Origin of the sequence: Exiguobacterium sp. SH5S13 (assembly GCF_004337085.1) — a bacterium.
GTDB lineage: Bacteria > Bacillota > Bacilli > Exiguobacteriales > Exiguobacteriaceae > Exiguobacterium > Exiguobacterium aurantiacum_A.
Genome location: NZ_SJUS01000003.1, coordinates 51,503 through 71,453, shown reverse-complemented (window position 1 = coordinate 71,453; position 19,951 = coordinate 51,503). Strand labels below are relative to the sequence as shown.

17 protein-coding genes and 1 riboswitch are annotated in these 19,951 nt (G+C 51.5%); of the genes, 6 read left to right on the top strand and 11 right to left on the bottom strand.

Annotation, left to right across the window (positions count from 1 at the left end):
• Positions 1-16: 16 nt before the first annotated feature.
• Positions 17-2,086: an alpha-amylase family protein gene (locus EVJ30_RS03000; RefSeq protein ID WP_131456753.1), complete on the bottom strand. Its 2,070-nt coding sequence runs from the start codon at positions 2,084-2,086 to the stop codon at positions 17-19.
• Between the two features lie 168 nt (positions 2,087-2,254).
• On the opposite strand from EVJ30_RS03000, the gene EVJ30_RS02995 reads away from it, so the two are divergent.
• On the top strand, positions 2,255-2,878 hold the full coding sequence (locus EVJ30_RS02995) for a hypothetical protein (protein ID WP_236635556.1): 624 nt from the start codon (positions 2,255-2,257) through the stop codon (positions 2,876-2,878).
• 45 nt (positions 2,879-2,923) lie between these two features.
• On the opposite strand, the gene EVJ30_RS02990 is transcribed toward EVJ30_RS02995, so the two are convergent.
• Together EVJ30_RS02990 and EVJ30_RS02985 are read right to left on the bottom strand one after the other, a co-directional pair.
• The gene (locus tag EVJ30_RS02990) at positions 2,924-4,960 is read right to left on the bottom strand and encodes a heavy metal translocating P-type ATPase (protein ID WP_131467965.1); all 2,037 of its coding nucleotides are present in this window, start codon (positions 4,958-4,960) and stop codon (positions 2,924-2,926) included.
• Between the two features lie 108 nt (positions 4,961-5,068).
• Complete coding sequence (locus EVJ30_RS02985) at positions 5,069-5,434, bottom strand: ArsR/SmtB family transcription factor (RefSeq protein WP_131456748.1); 366 nt, start codon at positions 5,432-5,434, stop codon at positions 5,069-5,071.
• Positions 5,435-5,579: 145 nt separating this feature from the next.
• Here EVJ30_RS02985 and yhfH point away from each other — a divergent pair, with 145 nt between their 5' ends.
• Entirely contained in the window at positions 5,580-5,741 is a 162-nt protein-coding gene (gene yhfH / locus EVJ30_RS02980; RefSeq protein WP_131456746.1) for a protein YhfH, read from the top strand.
• A 29-nt stretch (positions 5,742-5,770) separates the two neighbouring features.
• Here the strand turns inward: yhfH and EVJ30_RS02975 are convergent, their stop codons facing one another.
• The 3 genes from EVJ30_RS02975 to EVJ30_RS02965 form a co-directional block, all read right to left on the bottom strand.
• Positions 5,771-6,118, bottom strand: coding sequence for a fluoride efflux transporter FluC (locus EVJ30_RS02975; RefSeq protein WP_131456744.1), 348 nt, complete (start codon positions 6,116-6,118; stop codon positions 5,771-5,773).
• Positions 6,118-6,522, bottom strand: a complete 405-nt coding sequence (crcB, locus tag EVJ30_RS02970) for a fluoride efflux transporter CrcB (RefSeq protein WP_131467963.1) — start codon at positions 6,520-6,522, stop codon at positions 6,118-6,120. The genes EVJ30_RS02975 and crcB overlap by 1 nt, the downstream gene beginning before the upstream one ends.
• A gap of 92 nt (positions 6,523-6,614) precedes the next feature.
• On the bottom strand, positions 6,615-7,817 hold the full coding sequence (locus tag EVJ30_RS02965; protein ID WP_131456740.1) for an ornithine--oxo-acid transaminase: 1,203 nt from the start codon (positions 7,815-7,817) through the stop codon (positions 6,615-6,617).
• A gap of 157 nt (positions 7,818-7,974) precedes the next feature.
• Between EVJ30_RS02965 and EVJ30_RS02960 the strand changes: the two genes are divergently transcribed.
• Positions 7,975-10,017, top strand: a complete 2,043-nt coding sequence (locus EVJ30_RS02960) for an EAL domain-containing protein (RefSeq protein WP_236635557.1) — start codon at positions 7,975-7,977, stop codon at positions 10,015-10,017.
• Between the two features lie 42 nt (positions 10,018-10,059).
• On the opposite strand, the gene EVJ30_RS02955 is transcribed toward EVJ30_RS02960, so the two are convergent.
• Positions 10,060-11,463, bottom strand: a complete 1,404-nt coding sequence (locus tag EVJ30_RS02955; protein ID WP_131467962.1) for a basic amino acid/polyamine antiporter — start codon at positions 11,461-11,463, stop codon at positions 10,060-10,062.
• A 223-nt stretch (positions 11,464-11,686) separates the two neighbouring features.
• Between EVJ30_RS02955 and EVJ30_RS02950 the strand changes: the two genes are divergently transcribed.
• Positions 11,687-13,315 carry a peptide ABC transporter substrate-binding protein gene (locus EVJ30_RS02950; RefSeq protein ID WP_070328843.1) on the top strand — a complete coding sequence of 543 codons (1,629 nt, stop codon included), beginning with the start codon at positions 11,687-11,689 and terminating at the stop codon, positions 13,313-13,315.
• A gap of 110 nt (positions 13,316-13,425) precedes the next feature.
• On the opposite strand, the gene EVJ30_RS02945 is transcribed toward EVJ30_RS02950, so the two are convergent.
• The 3 genes from EVJ30_RS02945 to ade all read right to left on the bottom strand — a co-directional run bounded on the left by EVJ30_RS02945 (position 13,426) and on the right by ade (position 17,476).
• Positions 13,426-15,018 carry a Na+/H+ antiporter NhaC family protein gene (locus EVJ30_RS02945; RefSeq protein WP_131456734.1) on the bottom strand — a complete coding sequence of 531 codons (1,593 nt, stop codon included), beginning with the start codon at positions 15,016-15,018 and terminating at the stop codon, positions 13,426-13,428.
• A 113-nt stretch (positions 15,019-15,131) separates the two neighbouring features.
• A riboswitch (Lysine riboswitch) is annotated at positions 15,132-15,307 on the bottom strand.
• 69 nt (positions 15,308-15,376) lie between these two features.
• The gene (locus EVJ30_RS02940; RefSeq protein ID WP_070328841.1) at positions 15,377-15,649 is read right to left on the bottom strand and encodes a hypothetical protein; all 273 of its coding nucleotides are present in this window, start codon (positions 15,647-15,649) and stop codon (positions 15,377-15,379) included.
• 117 nt (positions 15,650-15,766) lie between these two features.
• Entirely contained in the window at positions 15,767-17,476 is a 1,710-nt protein-coding gene (gene ade, locus EVJ30_RS02935; RefSeq protein WP_131456733.1) for an adenine deaminase, read from the bottom strand.
• Between the two features lie 119 nt (positions 17,477-17,595).
• Between ade and EVJ30_RS02930 the strand changes: the two genes are divergently transcribed.
• Positions 17,596-18,132: a gamma carbonic anhydrase family protein gene (locus EVJ30_RS02930; protein WP_131456731.1), complete on the top strand. Its 537-nt coding sequence runs from the start codon at positions 17,596-17,598 to the stop codon at positions 18,130-18,132.
• A 428-nt stretch (positions 18,133-18,560) separates the two neighbouring features.
• On the opposite strand, the gene EVJ30_RS02920 is transcribed toward EVJ30_RS02930, so the two are convergent.
• A complete protein-coding gene (locus tag EVJ30_RS02920) occupies positions 18,561-19,109 on the bottom strand; it encodes a nitroreductase family protein (protein ID WP_131467960.1) in 549 nt (182 codons plus the stop codon).
• Positions 19,110-19,295: 186 nt separating this feature from the next.
• Here EVJ30_RS02920 and EVJ30_RS02915 point away from each other — a divergent pair, with 186 nt between their 5' ends.
• A complete protein-coding gene (locus tag EVJ30_RS02915; RefSeq protein WP_131467958.1) occupies positions 19,296-19,910 on the top strand; it encodes a hypothetical protein in 615 nt (204 codons plus the stop codon).
• Positions 19,911-19,951 lie beyond the last annotated feature (41 nt).

The window sequence follows — 19,951 nt, the reverse complement described above, 5'->3', positions numbered from 1 at the left end:
GGATCCGAGGCGTTGCTTATTTCATTTCATAGATTTTGACTTCGCCTGGCATCAAATCGACCCAAAGGTCCCAGTTGTCGTCGAACGAATGCTCGGCGTACGGCCATGAGTTCGGTGAGTACACCATCTCGGCGAACCGACTCGCGTTCCAGTTCCGGCGACGCACCCCATCGAGCGGCACCTTCCCTCGCAGGTGCTCTTGCATATTCGTGTTGGCGATGATGAGCAACGTCTCGTTCGTATCTGCCCGTAACCAAGCCAGACCGATGAACGGCGCCCCCATATCCATCATCGTGAGCGGTTCAAAGTGACTCGGGTCGACGAGAACATCGAGCCAACGGCGGCGAACTTCCGCCACTTGATGCATGAGTTCGACCATTTCAGTCCGCTCGGGATGATCCCAATGGAACTGATACGCGTCGAAGAAAGCAAGTTTCCCGAAATATGGATCGGTCGGGAACAACTGATACGCCTCTTCCGGTCGGCAATCGAGACCGGTATTCATCGGCTGCGTCTCATACAGTTCAAGCCCCGAGTTCGTCAATGGCACCCCGTTCGGCATGAAGCCGTTCAGTACGGTGAGCAAGCGACTCGCCTGGCGTCCACCGTCTCGTGTCGCAATCCGGCGTGTATCGGCTGTCTCACCAGCCGCAAATACCGGCAACGGCAAGAAACGTGAGTCGTAGATGAATTGATGGGTTTCATGCGTGTCAAAACGCGGCTCTTTATAGAATCCGTATCCGATGATCATATTGTAGCCGGCGTCACGCGCCGCCCAAGCCCCGACTTCGATCAGTTCTTCGGCGATGAAACTGAAGTTCGAATCGAGTTGACGCGGCTCTGTCAAAATGCGCTGGGCGAGATCGACCGGCAAAGCGTGTCCCATGTCGATTCGGGCACCATCAATCCCATATTCGCGTTGATAATGCGGGATGATGTCGGCTAACATCGCCCAAAGCGGCTCGTTGATCTCGTCACCCCGGAACTGGTTCGACTTGATCGAGTCGAACAAAATATACGGTGCCAGACTCGCCTCGCCGACATAAGGTGCAGCTGCTGTCGGGTGGTCGAGGAACAGGCGGAAGTATGTGACGTCCGACCACGGCGGTTGCGGATCGTTGATACAGTCCGAGAACGCCGGAGCGGTCGTCAAACCGAACTCACGCTCGATGACGGCAAGTAAGTTTTCCTCTGGATGTTCGACCAAGTAGGCTTTCACCGTCTCCCACTTGGCAGCATCGACGAGATTAGGCGCCATCGAGAAGCGGCGGAGATGATGCCAAACGTCCTCAGATCCATAGATCATCGGCAGGAATGCATACTCAGGCTTCACGTTTTCTCCAATTCCCGGGACGTGAGGCGGGTGATAGTAAGCGAGTTCCGCAACCGGGATCCAGTAGAACCATTCCGGATTTTCTAAAATGAGACGGTTATCGCGGGCGCATGTGCGAGGAATGATATCGATGACGACACGAATGCCCACCATATGACACGCCTCGACGAAAGCGGCGAACTCTTCCTCGACCGTCAACCCGTCCCCTGTCAATGTCTCTTTTAGTTCTTCGTCGATGGCAAAGAAATCTTGGACAGCGTATGGGGAACCGAACTCACCTTTCTTATTTTTATGACTGTGCTGCGAGATCGGCAATAAAAATAACGTGTCGATCCCCATGTATAACAAGTGCGGCAACAGAGCCAGCGTTTTCACGAACGTGCCGGTATCTTTCATGCCTTGAGAGTTGTCCATCTCGACGTAGCCTGACCCGTCATGGTCCCACGACGTCGAGGTCCGGACTTGCATCGAGTAAACCGAGGAGCGCTTAATCCAGTCTCCCCCTGTCTCGAGGTGCCCGTCCGCTTGTGCGATCGACTGACGATAATCACGCCCGTTGACAGCGTGCGGAAGAATGCCTCGTTCAATCGTATCGATTAAAAAGTCGTACGGGTTCACCCGCTCGACACCGTCGCGCACGGGTTCTGCCGGAAATCGCATCCGGTTCCACAAGGTCGGGATTTCATATTGAAGGTTGGTCCGTTTTGTTTTTAAGACCTGATGTAACTTTTTTAACGACGAGTTCTCTGGCATATTTACTCTCCTTATGAATGAAATCATTCCATCGTCTATTGTAAGCGATAACAAGAAACGTCATAATTATATATTTAACTCTTTACCCGGTTTTTCCTTTCCCAAAAAAATATTTTATGCTGAAACCCGAAAAATATTGTACGATTGTCTTCATAAGGAGGGATGAACATGTCCCAACGAAAGTGCCTGTTGCTACTCGCCGCATTGTCCGTGTTAATCGTCCTCGTCATCGCCAGTTTCATCGTTCAACTGCGAAACACGACTGACCAGATCGATACCATTCACGAGCAACGCTTCGATTCATATGAAGCAATTGAAGACATCATGTACTACAATATCGAACGTGCCAACGCCATCCGCGGTCTCCTCGCCTATGAAGACCGCCGCTTTTTAGAAGCCTATTACAGCATGTCCCAACGTGCGAAAGAATTGAAGGAATCTATCAAGAATGATCGGAGAACGCCAAGTTCATTTCTCGACTTACTGCATCGGGACGGCATTTGGGAACAAGAAGCCGACCTCGTCCTCGTCATGTACGAGAGCGGTGACATCGAACAGGCGACATCGACGGCAGAGTCAATGACCGATCAACGGCAGACGATACTAGAAGATTTAAGAGCTTTGAAACAGATGCAATACAACGATATCCGGAAAGAGCTCGTATCCACTCAAAATCAAATCGATATCGTCATTCAAGCACTGTACTCAATCGTTTTCTTACTCGTAGCGACTATCATCATCCTCGTGTTCATGATTTTCAAAACACGTCAAAAAAAGACCGATCACAACTGATCGGTCTCAAGCATTCACCAAACTTCAAGCTCGCTTGAAGTTTTTTTAGTTGGAACGGATCAAGCGAGTCGCGTTGCCGATGGCAAGCAACGCGACGCCGACGTCTGCGAACACAGCTTCCCACATCGATGCGAGTCCGAGCACGCCGAGCAGGAGGAACAGCGCCTTCATCCCGAATGCGAGGACAATATTTTGCCACACGATCCGCTTCGTCCGCTGACTTAGCTCAATCGCCGCAACGACATCGCTCGGTGCGTCATTCATGAGCACGAGGTCTGCCGCCGTCACTGCGGCATCGCTCCCGATTCCACCCATGACGAGTCCGACGTCCGCACGGGCTAGCGCTGCCGCATCGTTCAAACCGTCGCCTACGAACGCGACTTTCCCTCGCGCGGCCAACTTCTCCACTTCCTCGACTTTCTGATGGGGAAGTAACTCACTTTTCACTTCATCGATTCCGATTTTCAAACCGACCGACGTCGCAACTTCATCCCGGTCCCCTGTCAACATGACCGTGTGGTAGCCGAGACGTTTTAGCGCGGCAACGGCTGCTGCGGCATCCTCTTTCACCGTATCCATCAGTTCAATCCGCCCGAGCCAGCGGTCATTTCTCATGACGTGGACGCTTGTGCCCATTTGTTCATCTTGAATCGAATGTCCTAACTTCCTCATGAAACGGGCACTTCCGACATAGATTGTATCCGTGCTATCTGTCGCTGTCAGACCGTAGCCCGGGTCTTCGGTAATATTCGCAAACGCGGTCGTCTTGCTCGCCTTCGCGACGATTGCTTTTGCCAGCGGATGTGTCGATGCCATCTCAACACGGGCAGCGAGCGTTAACAACTCCGCTTCCGTCACGTCTCCGCTCGTCGTCACGTCCGTCACTTCAAAGCGACCGGTCGTGAGCGTTCCCGTCTTGTCAAAGATGACCGTCTTCACTTCGGCGAGCACGTCTAAATACTCGCCGCCTTTGACCAAAACCCCTCGTTTAGAACCAGCCCCGATCCCGCCGAAATAACCTAACGGAATTGAAATGACGAGTGCGCATGGGCAACTGATGACGAGGAAAATTAAGGCGCGATACACCCACTCCTCTAAATTCCCAACGAAAAGAGGTGGGATGAACGCAACGATTGCTGCTAAAACGACGACAATCGGCGTATACACTCTGGCTAAGCGTGTGATCATCTGCTCTGTCTTCGCTTTGTTCGAGCTTGCCTGTTCGACAAGCGCAATCATCTTTTGCAAGCTCGACTCCGTCGCTGATCGTTTGACGCGCACTTCAAGCCGCCCTTCTAAATTGACCATTCCGGCGAGCACTTCATCGTGCGGTCCGACTTGACGGGGAACCGATTCGCCCGTCAATGATGCCGTATCGAGTGAACTCGATCCGATCACGACGCTCCCGTCCATCGGAACTTGTTCGCCGGCACGGACGATGATGACCGAGCCAATTGCCACATCTTCGGGACGCCGTTCGAACTCACCGTCGGGACCGAGCACACGTGCCATCGTCGGTTTCATATTCAATAATGACTGGATCGACCGACGCGACGCATGGACGGCGCGTCCTTGGAAGTATTCACCGAGTTGATAAAATAGCATGACGGCGACCGCTTCCGGATATTCTCGAATTGCGAACGCTCCAATCGTCGCAATCGTCATTAAAAACTTCTCATCGAACCATTCGCGATGCCATACGTTTCGTGCTGCCGCATAGACGACATCATAGCCGGCGACCGCATAAGCAACCACGTATAACGGCAGTGATTCAGTCAAGAGAGCGAGCACAAGCAGGCTGAGGGCGATACCAAAGCGCCACAACAAATGGTTAGGTGCTTGCTCGATTTGATCAGTTTTCACGAAATGCGCACCCGGTTCAATCCGCCCCATCGTCTCTTCAATTGAACGGAGCCCTGTTTCACGCTCGGCCGGATCAATCCATTCGATGATCATCCGGCTCGTCGCAAAGTCGATTTGACAGGATGCGACACCGGTCTGCTCCGAGACGCTTTTCTCGATCTTCGCCGCACAATTTGTACAAGTTATACCTTCGACTGGTAAGACGTCACGTGATTCCATAGCTCATCCTCCTACTTCATTCAAACGTTTATTTGAATATATCGTAACGCTGATTGGAAGAGAACACAATAAAAAAAGTGTCTACTGTGTTGTCGCAGTAGACACTTCTCAAAGACCTGATTGCTGTTCGGCACTATGCGCCATCGCGATTTCGACGAGAAGGCGAACGTGCTCGTCATCTAATGAGTAATAAACAACTTTCCCATCTTTACGATATTTTACGAGCCCTTGATCGAGGAGCGTCCGTAAATGATGCGACGCGGTCGCGGTCGAGTGTCCGATCACGGCGGCGATGTCACAGACACATAATTCTTGCTCGAGCGTCAGGACGTACAGCACTTTCAGTCTCGTCGGATCAGCGAACGCCTTAAACAACCGACTGACTCGGTTCGCATCCAATCGCACAAGTGCCTGTTGCAATACAGCCACGTCTTCACTTTGGATGGCGATTGTTTCGCATTGTGGTGCCTTCATCCGTGTCACCTCATTTCGTATAATTTCATTTTAGCAAATCCAAACAGAAAAATCTGTTATAGATTATAATTGACTTAAACACAACTGTTATAATACAATGAATACAACTTAACAAACGCACGCATACTTAAAGGAGGCGCTTTATATGAATGAATGGGCAAGCCGACTCGAATCGTCAGTCGAATTTTATCGGAAATTACCAGATAAGACGTGTCAAGAATGCGGACAACATATGGATGAGCAGTGTGAGTCTTATGAAAGCACATGCGCATCATGTGCTGAAAAGCTTCAACTCGCTGAACAATAAATAATCCCTCGGAGTTTCCGAGGGATTGTTTATTGTTCAAATTGGTAGCCGAGGTAGGCGGCAATTAAACCGAAGACATACGTCGCGAATAAGTATAAACCAAAGCGAAGCCAATCTTTCGTCACGAACCGCATCACTTCGAGTTTGAACGTCGAGAACGTCGTGAACGAACCGAGGAAGCCGACGCCGATTCCGAGTCCCACCATCGAAGGTACAGGGGCCGCATACAAATATCCGAGCCAAAACGATCCGGTCACGTTCACGAACAAAGTCGCCCAAGGAAAGACCGACGTCGTCCATACTTTAACGAGCTGACCAATCCCGAAGCGGGCCATCGCCCCGAAAAAGGCACCGATCATCACTGTCACAATAGTCATCACGCCTCCCCCTTTCGCTTCACAAAACGCCGTAATCGTCTTCTTCCTAGCTTATAGCCTAACCACGAGCTGAACAGGCCGAGGACGATGCTCAGTGTCACATAGGTGAGCGCTCCGATCAGGTTCCCTGACTCAATCATCACAATCGTCTCGACACTGAACGTCGAGAACGTCGTGAACGAACCGATAAACCCTGTACCGAGCGCCGTAATGACCATCGGTGAGAGCCGTCCAGTTTGAAACAAGTAATGGGTGAGCCAACCGAGTAGAAAACTGCCGATCAAGTTGACGGTGAGCGTCCCTAGCGGAAATGTACCTGTAAACAACGTATGCATCCCTATACCGACCCCATACCTTGCTAGCGCTCCAAGCGCTCCTGCTAAACCAACGTAAACGTAGAGCACGACCGTTCCTCCTTACGAAAAGACACCTGCCGCGAAAACATCGCCCGGCAGGTGTCTGCATTTCTTCTCAAATTATAACAAGCCCTCTTGCATTATGAAATAGGAGTCGGTGCGAATACAGCCTCGATCGCCGTGAACGCCTCATCGAGTTCTTCTTTCGTGATGACAAGCGGTGGCGCGAGTCGAATGACCGTCTCGTGCGTCTCCTTGCAGAGCAAGCCCCGCTCTTTAAGCGCCTCACAATAAGGACGAGCCGCTTCCGTCAACTCGATCCCGATGAATAGACCGCGGCCCCGGACTTCTTTAATGCGTGGGTTGTCGATTGACTTTAAACGGTCCATAAAGTACGTCCCGAGTTCGAGCGAACGCTCCGGAAGCTGTTCTTCTTCAAGCACCTCGAGCGCAGCGATCGATACCGCCGCCGCGAGCGGGTTCCCCCCGAACGTCGACCCGTGCGATCCTGGATTGAACACTTGGAGGACGCTTTCGTTAGCAGCCACACACGATACCGGGAAGACACCGCCACCGAGTGCTTTTCCGAGGATATACATATCGGGATCGACGCCTTCCCACTCGATCGCGAACCATTTTCCAGAGCGGCCAAGACCTGACTGAATCTCGTCTGCGATGAACAACACGTTGTTCGCCTTACACAGTTCAGAAGCCCGCTTCAAGTAACCCGCCGGCGGGATGATGATACCCGCTTCCCCTTGAATCGGTTCAACGATGAACGCTGCCGTGTTCTCCGTGATCGCCGCCTCGAACGCGTCGATGTCTCCGTACGGCACGACTTTGAAGCCTGGGAGGAGCGGTCCGAAACCGCGCTGATAGTCCGCTTCTGTCGACATCGACACAGCCGCCATCGTCCGTCCATGGAAGTTGCCGGTGCAGACGATAATCTCGGCTTGCCCCGGAATTTGTTTGACCTCATAGGCCCAGCGCCGTGATGCCTTGACCGCGGTCTCGACCGCTTCGGCACCGGTGTTCATCGGTAACACCATTTCTTTATTTGTAAGCGCTGCCACTTTTTTGTAGAAGCGACCTAGCTGATCATTGTAGAAAGCACGTGACGTCAACGTGATCTTGTCGGCCTGATCTTTTAACGCTTGAATGATTTTCGGATGACAATGCCCCTGGTTGAGAGCCGAATACGCACTCAACATATCCATGTAACGATTTCCTTCCGGGTCCGTCACCCAAATCCCCTTCGCCTCCGAGATGACGATTGGAAGCGGATGATAATTGTGCGCCCCGAACTTCTCTGTCAATTCAATCACTTCTTGTGTTTTTGACATTTGATTTCCCCCTTATGAAAAAAACTACCTTACTCCTTCAGTATATGATGACTGTCTTTCTTTTGACAACGACGAGCTTGCCTGTTCCTTGAGTTGGGAAAATAAGGTACACTGAACGTATAGTATGACTTATTTGATGCAGATTGGAGGAATTTGTATGGCTTCATTGCGTGATTTGCCGATTGATACGTTCATCGATGCCCTATCGATCCCATGCTGTTACATCGATTTTGACGGCACCGTCCTCCTTTGGAACGAACAAGCAGAGACGCTGTTCGGTTGGGAGCGTGACGAGTTACTACACCACGCACTACCCGTCGTCCAACATTTAGAACAGGCGCTTGAAACGTGGTCACCATTGCTCCTTCAATATCCATTCTCAACGACGGCGTTGACGGCGTTTAAACATAAAAACGGCTCGGTCGTCTATGCGACCGCTTACTTACAAACTTTTTCAATCAACGACATCAACGGCTATTTTTTAGCCTTCCTACCGAAAGGCTTCGGTCCGCTCATCAGCAGCGAGCAGTTCAACCTGCTCCACCACTTCCAAGCGATGATCGAGCATTCGACTTATTATTTGGCAGCCAACGCTCGTGGCGAGATCACCGAGATCAATCCGCTGTTGTGCGACTTGATCGGGGCACCTGACCAACAATTCATCGGTCGTAACTGGTTCGAGCTCATTCACCCCTCTTTTGAAGATGATCCGCTTGCGGGTGTGGTACGTCAAGCGCTCACGACCGATCAAATTTGGAACGGCGAGATGCCGATTCGGTCGCAACGACATGTGACAAACATCTGCTGGCTCAACTTGACGATTGTACCGATTTTAAGTGAAGACGGCGAAATCGCCCAGTACACGGCGTTTGGTTTCGACGTGTCTGATAAGAAACGTCTCGAACAAGAAGTGAACTACCTCGCCTATCACAACGATTTGACCGGGCTGTTAAATAAAAAAGGGCTCTTGCGCCAATATGCGCACTCACTTACTGACGTGAAAGAACATAACGGGTTGTTGCACGTCGCCCTCTTCGATATCGATCGGTTCAAAATTATTAACGAGTCGTTCGGTTCACGCGTCGGCAATGAACTGTTGCTCCAAATTAAAGACCGGGCTGAACGCTTCCTGCCCCAGTCGAGTGTCATGTTCCATCCTTCGGGCGGCTTGTACGGCATTCTTTTCTTTGAACAATCAAAAGAAGAAGTGTTCCAGCTGCTTCGTCAACTGCAACACGAACTGCAACGACCGTTCCGGATTTACCACCATTCGATCATGTTATCGATCTCGATCGGTTGCGTGTTCTACCCGTCGGCCACTAATTCGTTGGACGAGCTGTACACCCGGGCCGAGAGCGCTTTGTTCAAAGGCAAGCGCATCGGTGTCGGGACGATCCAATTCGTCACGAAAGACATGGACGATGCGTTCTCAAGACAAATCCATATCGAAAAAGCGCTGTACCAAGCGCTCGAAGAAAAACATTTTTATCTCGAATACCAACCGAAGTTCGACTTGAAAACGGATAAGCTGATTGGATTTGAGGCGTTACTGCGCTGGCATCACGACCAACTCGGGCAAATCCCGCCTTCGGAGTTCATCCCGCTCGCTGAAGAGATGGCGCTGATCGTCCCGATCAACAACTGGGTCATTCTTGAGGCCACCAAGCAACTGAAAGTGTGGCAACCGCTCGTCAATCATCCTCTATCGATGGCGGTCAATATTTCGCCGAACCAGTTCCGCAGCGAGAGTTTCATCAACACGCTCCGAAACATCAAGCAACAACTCGACTTGAACCCGTCCGACGTCATCCTCGAGATCACGGAAAGTCTCGTCATGCAACAGACGGAGGAAACCATCGCTCGGATGAATCAAATCAAACGGCTCGATTACCGCCTGTCGATCGACGACTTTGGAACCGGCTTCTCGTCGCTTCAATACTTGAAATCGTTCCCGGTCGACGAGCTGAAGATCGACAAAGTGTTCCTCGACGACTGGTTGACGTCGAAGTCTCACTTACTCGACGTCATCGTCCATCTCGGTAAGAGTTTGAACCTTCACGTCGTCGCCGAAGGCGTCGAAGACCAAATCATGCTCGACCATTTAAAAGAGACCGATTGCGACTCGTTCCAAGGATTTTTATACGCCAAACCAATGCCACCCGACCAAGTCGTCCGGTTGCTCACGAATAACGAGACATAAAGAAGCACCGGTCGTCATCTCGACGACCGGTGCTTCTTTTGATTAGAGGCTAATGGCAGCCGTCCATAGTCCGTACACACCATAAGTCGCCGCGAGGATGATGACAGTCGCAATCGCATACTGAATCCCGCTTAGGAACTTCCGTCCTTGCTCCCGTTCTGCGAGCATGAAAACGAAGATTCCCGGCGCATACAAAATCATTGCGATGAGCATGTATTCAATCCCGGATGCGTAGAGTAACCATGCCGCGTAGAGCGAGGCGACACTCGAAACGAGGACCATTTTCCGAACACCAGTCCGCCGTGCCTCTTTCCAGCCGAACAAGGCCGAGAATAAGTAAGGCACGAGCGCGGCGATACCGGCGATGCTCGAGAGCACCAAGTACGTCTGTTCCGAGAACAAGGCGATGACCGTGACTGCTTGCGTGAACGCTTGCGTGATGAACAAGGCGCTCACCGGCGTATCATTTCGATTGAGCCGATTGAACAATTTCGGGAACACACCGTCCCGGCTCGCCACGTAGGAGATCTCCGTCGCCAATATCGTCCACCCGAGCAACGCCCCAGCGAGCGACACGAGCAGACCGATATTGATGATCGTCGCACCGACCGGACCGACGACCGCTTCGAGCACGTACGCCATCGACGGTTCCGGGAGCGCCGTAAGTTGTTCTTGCGTCATGACGCCGAAGGAGAAGATTGAAATCATCATGTAAATCAACAGCGTCCCGATGAGGCCGATCACCGTCGCCCGCCCGACATCGCGCTTATTGCGCGCCCGCGACGATAAGACGACCGCGCCTTCAATGCCGACAAACGCCCAAAGCGTCACGAGCATCGTCGATTTCACTTGGGGAAACACGTGCGACCAACTGAACCCGGACTCTCCCCAAACATCGATTTGGAACGTCTCAATCTGGAACGCAAACAAAATGAGCACGATGAACAAGAAGATCGGGACGAGCTTCGCGATCGTCGTGACGATGTTCAAGAGCGCCGCCTCCTTCATCCCTCGAGAGATGAGCCAGAACAGCCCCCAGATGAAGAACGCGCTCATCACTAACCGGAACAATCGATGCTCTGCTGAAAAAATCGGGAAAAAGTAACTGAGCGTGCTAAAGATCAGCGTGATGTTCGCTACCGTCCCAATCCAAGCGGACATCCAATAACCCCAGCCGCTATTGAAGCCGACGAACTTCCCGAACCCTTCTTTGGCGTAGGCATAAATCCCACCCTCAAGTTCAGGACGTGAATCCGCCAAAAATTGGAATACGAACGCCAGCATAATCATACCGACCCCTGTGATGGTCCAGCCGATCATCACTGATCCGACCCCGGCACCTTGGGCCATCGCGCCTGGTAAGTTAAAAGCTCCTCCGCCAATCATCGTCCCGACGACCATGGCAGCGAGCCCGAAAAAGCCGATACCGGCTGATTGTGACTTCATTCAAAGACCTCCAAAATAATTAGCTGTAAACGAATAACTATGCGTAAATAATGTATAATCATCCGATGATTTTCTCATTCTACTGAATAAAGGAACGTTTAGATAGGTGTTTCAGTAATGTTTATATTTTCGAATAATTTAAAAAATTTCATTGCGCATTCATTCTGTTTGTAGTTTAATTGCAATATATTCGAAACAATCAGAATTTTCGGGAGGTTAGACAATGCGGAATAAAAAATGGTTAGCTTTATCGGGTGTCGCTTTGCTTGCCACAGCAGCATGTGGCGGTGGAGAAGAGGCAACAGATTCGTCTGATGGGTCGTCATCAAGTGACGCGAAAAAAGAAGTCACGCTCGTTTCGGCAACTGATTTGCCACAGCTTGACCCGACGCTCACGACCGACTCGACATCGATCATCGTGACAAACAACGTCTTCGAGGGACTGTATCGTCTCGATGAGAACAACCAACCGGTACCAGGTATTGCTGAGGACGTCGAGATTTCGGAAGACGGTCTTACATACACATTTAAATTACGTGACGCCAACTGGTCAGACGGCTCACCTGTCACAGCTGAAGACTTTGTCTACTCGTGGAAACGCGCCCTCAATCCCGAAACAGGTGCAGAGTACGCATACATCCTTCAAGACTTGAAGAATGCCAACAAAATCCTCGGCGGCGAAGCTGAACTCGATTCACTCGGTGCGAAAGCAGTCGATGAGAAGACGCTTGAAGTTCAATTGGAAGCACCGGCTCCATACTTCCTCGGGTTGACAGGATTCCCGACGTACATGCCGCAAAAACAAGAGTTTGTCGAAGAACAAGGCGAGTCGTTCGCGACGGCCGTCGATAAAACGCTCTACAACGGCCCTTACGTACTTGATAGCTGGCAAGACAACGAAGGTTGGGTTTATAAAAAGAACCCGGATTACTGGGACGCTGAAAACGTCAAGATGGACACGATTAACGTCAAAGTCGTCAAAGAAGTCGCGACCGGTGTCAACTTGTTCGAATCAGGTGAAGTCGACTATACACTCTTGTCTTCTGAATTCGTTCCACAATTCCAAGAAGCAGAAGAGTTTAAAACACGTGCTGACGCACGGATCAACTTCCTTCGTTTCAACCAAAAGAATGAAGCACTCCAAAACGTGAATATTCGTGAAGCGTTGGCGAAAGGTTTCGACAAGCAAGGCGTAACCGACGTCATCTTGACAGACGGTTCACAGCCGGCCAACTTCATCGTCGCTAAGGACTTCACGTTCACGGAAGACGGCGCGGACTTCCGCGAGAAGTATCCTGATCTTCAAAGCTACAACGTCGACGAAGCGAAAGCTGCCTGGGATAAAGGACTTGCCGAGCTCGGCGTCGAGACGATCGAACTCGAGTTCCTCTCGCGTGATGAAGAAGCGTTCAAGAAAGTCAACGAGTACATCAAAGGTGAACTCGAGAAGAACTTGCCTGGACTCACACTCAACATCAAACAACAGCCGTTCAAAAACTTCCTCGAGCTTGAAGGTGCAGGCGACTATGATATCTCTGCTGCCGGCTGGGGCCCTGACTATCAGGATCCAATGACGTACCTCGACATGTGGATCACAGACGGTCCGTTCAACCGGATGGCGTACTCGAACGATGAGTACGATCAGTTGATCCAAAGCGCGAAGAAAGAAGCTGATCAAATGAAGCGTTGGGAGACGATGCAAGAAGCTGAACGCATCCTGCTCGAAGACGACTTCGCGATCGCACCGATCTACCAAAAAGGTGAAGCTTACCTCGAGCGCTCAAACATTCAAAACATGTACCGCCATCCGTTCGGAGCTGACGCTAGCTTCAAGTGGTTGGACGTTAACTAAAAAACAAATCCTGTCGCATAGCGGCAGGATTTGTTTTTACATTCCATACAAAAAAGATGTGTGTCACATGATTCGTGACACACATCTTTTCGGATTGTCAGACGAGCTGTTTACGCTTCACGCTCAGCACGCATTTCTGACGGCACTTGGCCGCGCTTCGAGATGACTTGAGCGACGACCAGCGCGACGACGAACGTCGCGAACGCCGCGAAGAATCCAATCCACATCGAGCTTGTGATCCCTAGTACCAAGTAACCGACCGCCGACACTCCTGCCGCGATCAACGCGTACGGGAGTTGTGTCAACACGTGGTCGATGTGGTGCGACCCGGCACCCGTCGAACTGAGGATCGTCGTATCCGAGATCGGTGAACAGTGGTCACCGAACACGGCACCTGCGAGCACAGCGGCAAGTGTTGGGAGCAACAGCTCTGGGTCGACTGCCATGATCAAATCAGCACCGATTGGTAGCATGAGACCGAACGTCCCCCAGCTCGTACCTGTCGAGAACGCCATGAGACCGGCGATCGCGAACAAGATGAGCGGCAAGTATGACGCCGCGATCGTATCCGTGACGAAGCTTGCCAAGTAATCACCGGTTTTCATGTCACCGATGACGGCGATGATCGTCCAAGCGAACAGCAAGATGAGCACGGCTGGCCACATGGCCCGGATACCGGCCCACGCTGCATGACCGTAGTCCACAGCCGGAATGTTGCGACCAATCAGGAGCAAGAACGCCACGATTAAACTGATGACCGCTCCGGCAACGAGCGAACGCGTCACGTCCGTCGATTCAAACGCACCGAGCAGCGAGAAGCTTTGACCGTCGGCAGCGAGCGCTTGACCACCTGTATAAAGCATGGCCGAGACGGTCGCGATGATCAAGACGATGATCGGGACGATCAAGTCGCGGACTTTCCCACCATCATGTTCTTTAATGTCTTCACTCATCCCCATCGGCGCACCTTTCGACACGTCGTAGAGCTCGCCTTTAAGCGCACGTAGCTCGTGCGTTCGCATCGGTCCGATGGCAAGCCCTGTGAAAGCGACGTACCCAGTCAACATGAGTGCGAAGATGGCATAGAAGTTCATCGGGATGATTTGAATGAACGCCGAGAACGACGAGTAGCTATCAATCGAATACTTCGCGAGAATACCAGCGATGATGGCGATGATGTAGGCTCCCCAGCTCGAAAGTGGGCTGATGACACAGACTGGAGCGGCCGTCGAGTCGATCGTATACGCGAGTTTAGCGCGCGATACTTTCTTCCGGTCCGTCAGCGGTCGGCTAATGTTCCCGACAGCGAGACTGTTGAAATAGTCGTCGATGAAAATCAAGATTCCAAGACCGAACGAGACGAGGCGCGCGCCGCGCGCCGTTTTGACGTTAGAAGCCGCCCATTCACCGAACGCGCGAGCACCGCCCGATGTTTGAATGATTGACGATAAAACACCAAGCAAGAGCAAGAACGCGATCAAGAGCACGTTCCATTCGTTTATGGCCCCATCCGCCCAGAACAAGGCGATGACGTTCGACCATAAGTACTGAATCGATTCAAGCGGATTGAAGCTATGAAGGAGCAAGACCCCTGCGATGATCCCGACACCGAGTGACGGAATAACTTTCCTTGTTGTGATCGCCATAATGATGGCGAGTAGTGCCGGCACTAACGAAAGCACCGATGTTGAATAATCTACCATGCTGATTTCCTCCTCTTCTGTTTGAGATGAGGCCCCCCAATGCTTAAAAAAACGCAAAGCGAGGGCATCGGCAACAAAGCCGACACCCTCGCTGGATGTTCCGTCTTTCTTAGCCGACTTGGAGCGCTCCATACGTAATATATGTATGGCAGTCCGACGAGTATTTCCCGTCAGCCCAGCATAAAGTCAGAGACATGACTTTACACTTCGGCGATTCTGCCTTTCTGTAGTCTTCACCGTTGTCATCCTCGGACTACTTACTCATCAGCATCGCACCTCTACCTCATCGATAGCACGAATATTCATTTAAAGTTACGTCTAAATTATCATAGGTTACAGTAACATATCAATAGTTTTTTTAGTCACGGACGATTTGTTTTAATACAGCGAGCGCGGCTTGGTCGTTTGACTCAACGGCTTTAAAGAAATCACTAAAGAAGTGATAAAGCACGAACCGTTCGGCATGCGATGACGTATGATCTTTGATCGTCAATAAAATAAGACGGCGCAACCGTCGCTTCGTCTGCGTCTCGCTAGGTAATTCTTCACACCGGTCCTTGAAGGCACGATACACAGAATTGATCAAATCCTCATGTTCATCATACGACCGATTGTAAGCAACTTGTTCCATCTGTTATATCCCCCCTTTCAATTTGTACCGATGAAACTTGTTGTAACTATATCAACTTAAGCGCACGCATTCAAACGTTTCGGGTTGGTCTTTACGAAAATCATACGTTAGACCGAGTCAATTTCCGATAAATGAGAACGTTGTCACATCAAACAGTCCCATGTCCGTCAATTTCAAGTCGGGAATGACGGGGAGTGCCAGGAACGACATCGTCAAATACGGGTTGAAGTGACGATGAGCCCCGACGACGTCAAGTGCGTCGTTCAGCTGTTCGAGCACGTCTGCGACTTCATGATACGGACGCCTCGTCATGAGCCCTCCAATCTCGAGCGGCAAGACGGCAAGCACTTTCCCTTCCGAGACGGCGACGACACCGCCACCGACCTTCTCGAGCGTCTCTGCAGCAAGTAACATGTCTTCCGGGCTGACACCGGCAATGACAAGGTTATGGCTGTCGTGGGCGACCGTCGCTGCGAGCGCACCACGTTTGAGTCCAAAGCCCGTCACCGGTGCGAGCGCCATATGGCCCGTCCCGTGATGCCGCTCGATGACGGCGAGCGTCACGATGTCCTCGGTAAGATCAGCGCCCGATTCATCCGGGTTGAACACGTGGCGGACACGCTTCGTCAACAGGCTGTTCGGCAACACTTGAATCACGTCGACCGCTTCTTCCTTGATCGGCAGGCGGAACGAGTCAGTTGTCAGGTCCGGGAGTTTGAGCTCACCTTTCATCGGCTTCGGCACTTCAACCCCTTCGGCCTCGAACGTGGCTTTCCCCGCTCGCGCGACTGCCGTACCATCGACGTAGACGGTTTCGATGTTAACCGATTCGACGTCTGACAAGATAACAAAGTTCGCTTTTTTGCCCGGCGCGATCGCACCGACGTCTTTCAAGCCGTATGCTTCAGCCGCATGAAGGCTGGCGATGGCGTATGCCGTCTCCGGCTTGACGCCCTGACGGATTGCCATGCGGATGTTATAGTCGATACCACCTTCTGCCACGAGATCATCGAGGTGCTTGTCGTCCGTACAGAACAAGAAGCGGTGGGCATTACTTTCGGTGATGGCCCGACTCACTTTCTCGACGTTCCGCGCGACCGAGCCTTCGCGAATCTGGACGTAAAAGCCACGACGGACCCGCTCGATCGCCTCTTCTGCCGTCGTGCATTCGTGGTCGGTCATGATGCCGGCTGTCCGGTACACGTTTAACTGATCAGGATTGAGGCCTGACGCGTGACCATCGACGACTTTCCCCGCGAGTTCCGTTTGCGCGATTTTTTGGAGCATGTCCTCGCTGCCGGCTTCGACCGATGGATAATCCATCACTTCCCCGAGACCGTGTACCCCTGGGTCCCCTAAAAATGGTGCAAGGTCTTCGGCGTACAGTTTGGCGCCCGCGTGTTCGAACGGCGTCGCCGGGACGCAGCTCGGTAGCATCATCCGGACGTCGAGCGGCAATCCGTTCGCATCGGCAAGCATATACTCGATCCCGAGCGCACCGTTGACGTTCGCGATCTCATGTGGGTCGGCGATGACCGTCGTCACACCGAGCGGCAGGACCGCTTTCGCAAACTCATGCGGAGGCACCATCGACGACTCGATGTGAACGTGTGAGTCGATGAATGACGGAGCGAGCGTCCAAGACGGGTCATGATATTCCGTCTCCCCTTCGTAACCTTCTCCGATGGCGACGATATAGCCCGAGTCGATGGCGACATCGGTGCGAATCGTCTCGCGGCTATAGACGTCGATGACCGCGACGTCCTTAAAGACGACCGCCGCTTTCTTTTTCTTGGCGGCAATGTCGATCAAATGTTGTTTTTCCATCTGTCTGTCTCCTTTTGCAACGTATTTTACCTATCTTATCAAGAATAATCTTTCGGACGCAATTTCTTTTTGTAGTTGTGCGACAATGGGAGCATATCTAGTTGAAAGGGGTTACACATATGCAATACAAATTAGGAGACCTGATCCCACATGTCGACGAGACGGTATTCGTCGCACCTGGCGCCCACGTCATCGGTGACGTCACGATCGGAGCCCATTCCGGTGTTTGGTTCAACACCGTCATCCGTGGAGACGAGGGCCCGATCCAGATTGGCGCTTATGTCAATATTCAAGACGGGTCGATGATCCATCAATACGAAGGATCACCGACAATCATCCATGACCGTGTCTCGATCGGCCATATGGCGATGATTCACGGTTGTGAGATCGAGGAAGGCTGTCTCATCGGGATGCATGCGACCGTGCTTGACGGTGCCAAAGTCGGGAAAGGCTCGTTCGTTGCCGCCGGTGCACTCGTCACCCCGAATATGCAAATTCCGGAAGGTGTCATGGTCATGGGCGTACCAGCCAAAGTCGTCCGTCCGCTCAATGACGAAGACCGCTTCATCATGGAACGGACCGTCAACAAGTATGCGAAGCGGGCCGAGCAGTACTTGACGACGTGTGAACCGTTAACACCGACACAAAGTTTGTGAAAGCGTTTACAAGATTCATAAATTGTTAACGATTACCCCGATTTTTCTTCATGTTTCCCTTGTATACTGAGGATGTAGTCAAGCCGACGTGTCGAAAGGGGCCAATTGTATGTATCCAAACCATGCACAACTCATGTTAGACCTGTACGCCTCGTCCATTAACCCAAGCTATTGCCTTCACATCGATGATTCGTTCGATGATACGCTAAAAGGTACACATCGAGAGGTTTGGGAACGGATGCAATTGGATAATGCTATAGAAGAAGAAACTCAAACTGGGGGAAAGTAATCACCATGATTCCGACGAATGTCATTCAAAACTGGCTTGCTGGCAAGCTCAAAAAATAAACTGAGACGTTTTTAAACGTCTCAGCCTATTTATACATCCAGCTCGAGTGCGGCCACGCCGCACTCGAGCTTTTTCATGTTCACTCAAAGATCGTCAAACACGCATCAAGCGACTGCCGCGCCTTCGTCGGCGGGACGTCTTCAAATCGTCCGAGTTGGAGCAGACCGACGAACGTCTCCCCGTCCGCACCGATCATCTCCTGCAGGCGAGCGTCTTCGAAGATACCGCCCGTCCGCCAGACGAGCCCGATGTTTTGCTCGGCACAGAGCAAATGGAAGTTCTGGATGAACGTCGCCGTCGCGAGCAGTGCATCCTTTTGCCCTTTCTCCGTCTCAAACGGCTTCGTCGTTACGTACACACACGCCGCCGCGTTGCGGATCCGTCCGGTAATCTTCTCTCGCTTGGCCTCACGACCGTCTTGAAACGCCGGTTCGAGCGCGTCTAACAACACGCCTTTCCCGTCACCGTTGAACAAATAAAGATTCCACGGCTCGACTTTGTTATGAAACGGCGCTTGGTGGGCCGAGGTGAGCAACTGATACAGCAATGCCGTATCAAGCGGTTCCTCTACAAACATCCGAATCGTCCGCCGCGACTCGATCAACTGTTGTCCGACTGTTTTCTCCATTAGAAATCACTTCCCCTGATGTAGTCTTTTTCATCATAAGTGAAAATGGTTCCCACGTGTAGCAATTTGACCGAAAAGCATGGGAACTTGATAGCTCATCGTCCCGTATATAGAAATGACTAGATTGTTCTTTTGATTGAAACTTGTACTACGTTTGAAGACGATACAAATAAGGAGAGGATCACCGTGACCCCACGTTTCAAATCGTTTCTATTATGTACGCTCTCGCTCGTCATCTTTACAACAGCATGTCAATCCGCGACATCGTCACCTTTGACGATTGACATGAAGAGCGAAGAAGAACAACGCCAAGTCGTAGACAACTTCGCGTTCGACGATTATAAAGCACTGTTTGACGACGTCATCACCGAAGCAAACCAGTTCGACGTTGAGGAACCGCTTCGAAAGTGGGTGATTCGGACATTGTCCCAAGAGAAACTGTATTATGAAACCGACTTGACGAATGAACAAGTCATCACGCTCTCAACCGAAGCGATGAAACAAAGTATCGCATGGAAAACGGTCGCAAAAGAGAAGTACAACATTCACGTAACGGAAGAAGAGATTGACCGTTACATTCAACAAGGCCCGGATCGGAGTGATTTACCGAGTCATCTCGCCTACGCGAGCGCCCTCGGCTTGTCGCTGCACCAACTAAATCATCAGTTCGATCGAGACCTTTATGAAAAGAATACGATTTGGCTAAAGTTGAAACTTGAGTTGGAAAAGAAGTACCAGACAGACGACAACAACGAGCTCGTTAATCGATATGAAGCGGAAGTCAACGCACAACTAGATTAACCTGATAGATCGACTCGGTAAGGTCGCATCGGTCGTTCATA

What these genes read in the sequence shown, in the direction of transcription:
- EVJ30_RS02950 (WP_070328843.1), top strand. Translation starts at nt 11,687, where the DNA reads ATGCGGAATAAAAAATGGTTAGCTTTATCGGGTGTCGCTTTGCTTGCC.
- EVJ30_RS02930 (WP_131456731.1), top strand. Translation starts at nt 17,596, where the DNA reads ATGCAATACAAATTAGGAGACCTGATCCCACATGTCGACGAGACGGTA.
- EVJ30_RS02990 (WP_131467965.1), bottom strand. Translation starts at nt 4,960, where the DNA reads ATGGAATCACGTGACGTCTTACCAGTCGAAGGTATAACTTGTACAAAT.
- EVJ30_RS03000 (WP_131456753.1), bottom strand. Translation starts at nt 2,086, where the DNA reads ATGCCAGAGAACTCGTCGTTAAAAAAGTTACATCAGGTCTTAAAAACA.
- EVJ30_RS02955 (WP_131467962.1), bottom strand. Translation starts at nt 11,463, where the DNA reads ATGAAGTCACAATCAGCCGGTATCGGCTTTTTCGGGCTCGCTGCCATG.
- EVJ30_RS02985 (WP_131456748.1), bottom strand. Translation starts at nt 5,434, where the DNA reads ATGAAGGCACCACAATGCGAAACAATCGCCATCCAAAGTGAAGACGTG.
- EVJ30_RS02920 (WP_131467960.1), bottom strand. Translation starts at nt 19,109, where the DNA reads ATGGAGAAAACAGTCGGACAACAGTTGATCGAGTCGCGGCGGACGATT.
- EVJ30_RS02975 (WP_131456744.1), bottom strand. Translation starts at nt 6,118, where the DNA reads ATGACTATTGTGACAGTGATGATCGGTGCCTTTTTCGGGGCGATGGCC.
- EVJ30_RS02940 (WP_070328841.1), bottom strand. Translation starts at nt 15,649, where the DNA reads ATGGAACAAGTTGCTTACAATCGGTCGTATGATGAACATGAGGATTTG.
- ade (WP_131456733.1), bottom strand. Translation starts at nt 17,476, where the DNA reads ATGGAAAAACAACATTTGATCGACATTGCCGCCAAGAAAAAGAAAGCG.
- EVJ30_RS02965 (WP_131456740.1), bottom strand. Translation starts at nt 7,817, where the DNA reads ATGTCAAAAACACAAGAAGTGATTGAATTGACAGAGAAGTTCGGGGCG.
- yhfH (WP_131456746.1), top strand. Translation starts at nt 5,580, where the DNA reads ATGAATGAATGGGCAAGCCGACTCGAATCGTCAGTCGAATTTTATCGG.
- EVJ30_RS02960 (WP_236635557.1), top strand. Translation starts at nt 7,975, where the DNA reads ATGGCTTCATTGCGTGATTTGCCGATTGATACGTTCATCGATGCCCTA.
- EVJ30_RS02945 (WP_131456734.1), bottom strand. Translation starts at nt 15,018, where the DNA reads ATGGTAGATTATTCAACATCGGTGCTTTCGTTAGTGCCGGCACTACTC.
- EVJ30_RS02995 (WP_236635556.1), top strand. Translation starts at nt 2,255, where the DNA reads ATGTCCCAACGAAAGTGCCTGTTGCTACTCGCCGCATTGTCCGTGTTA.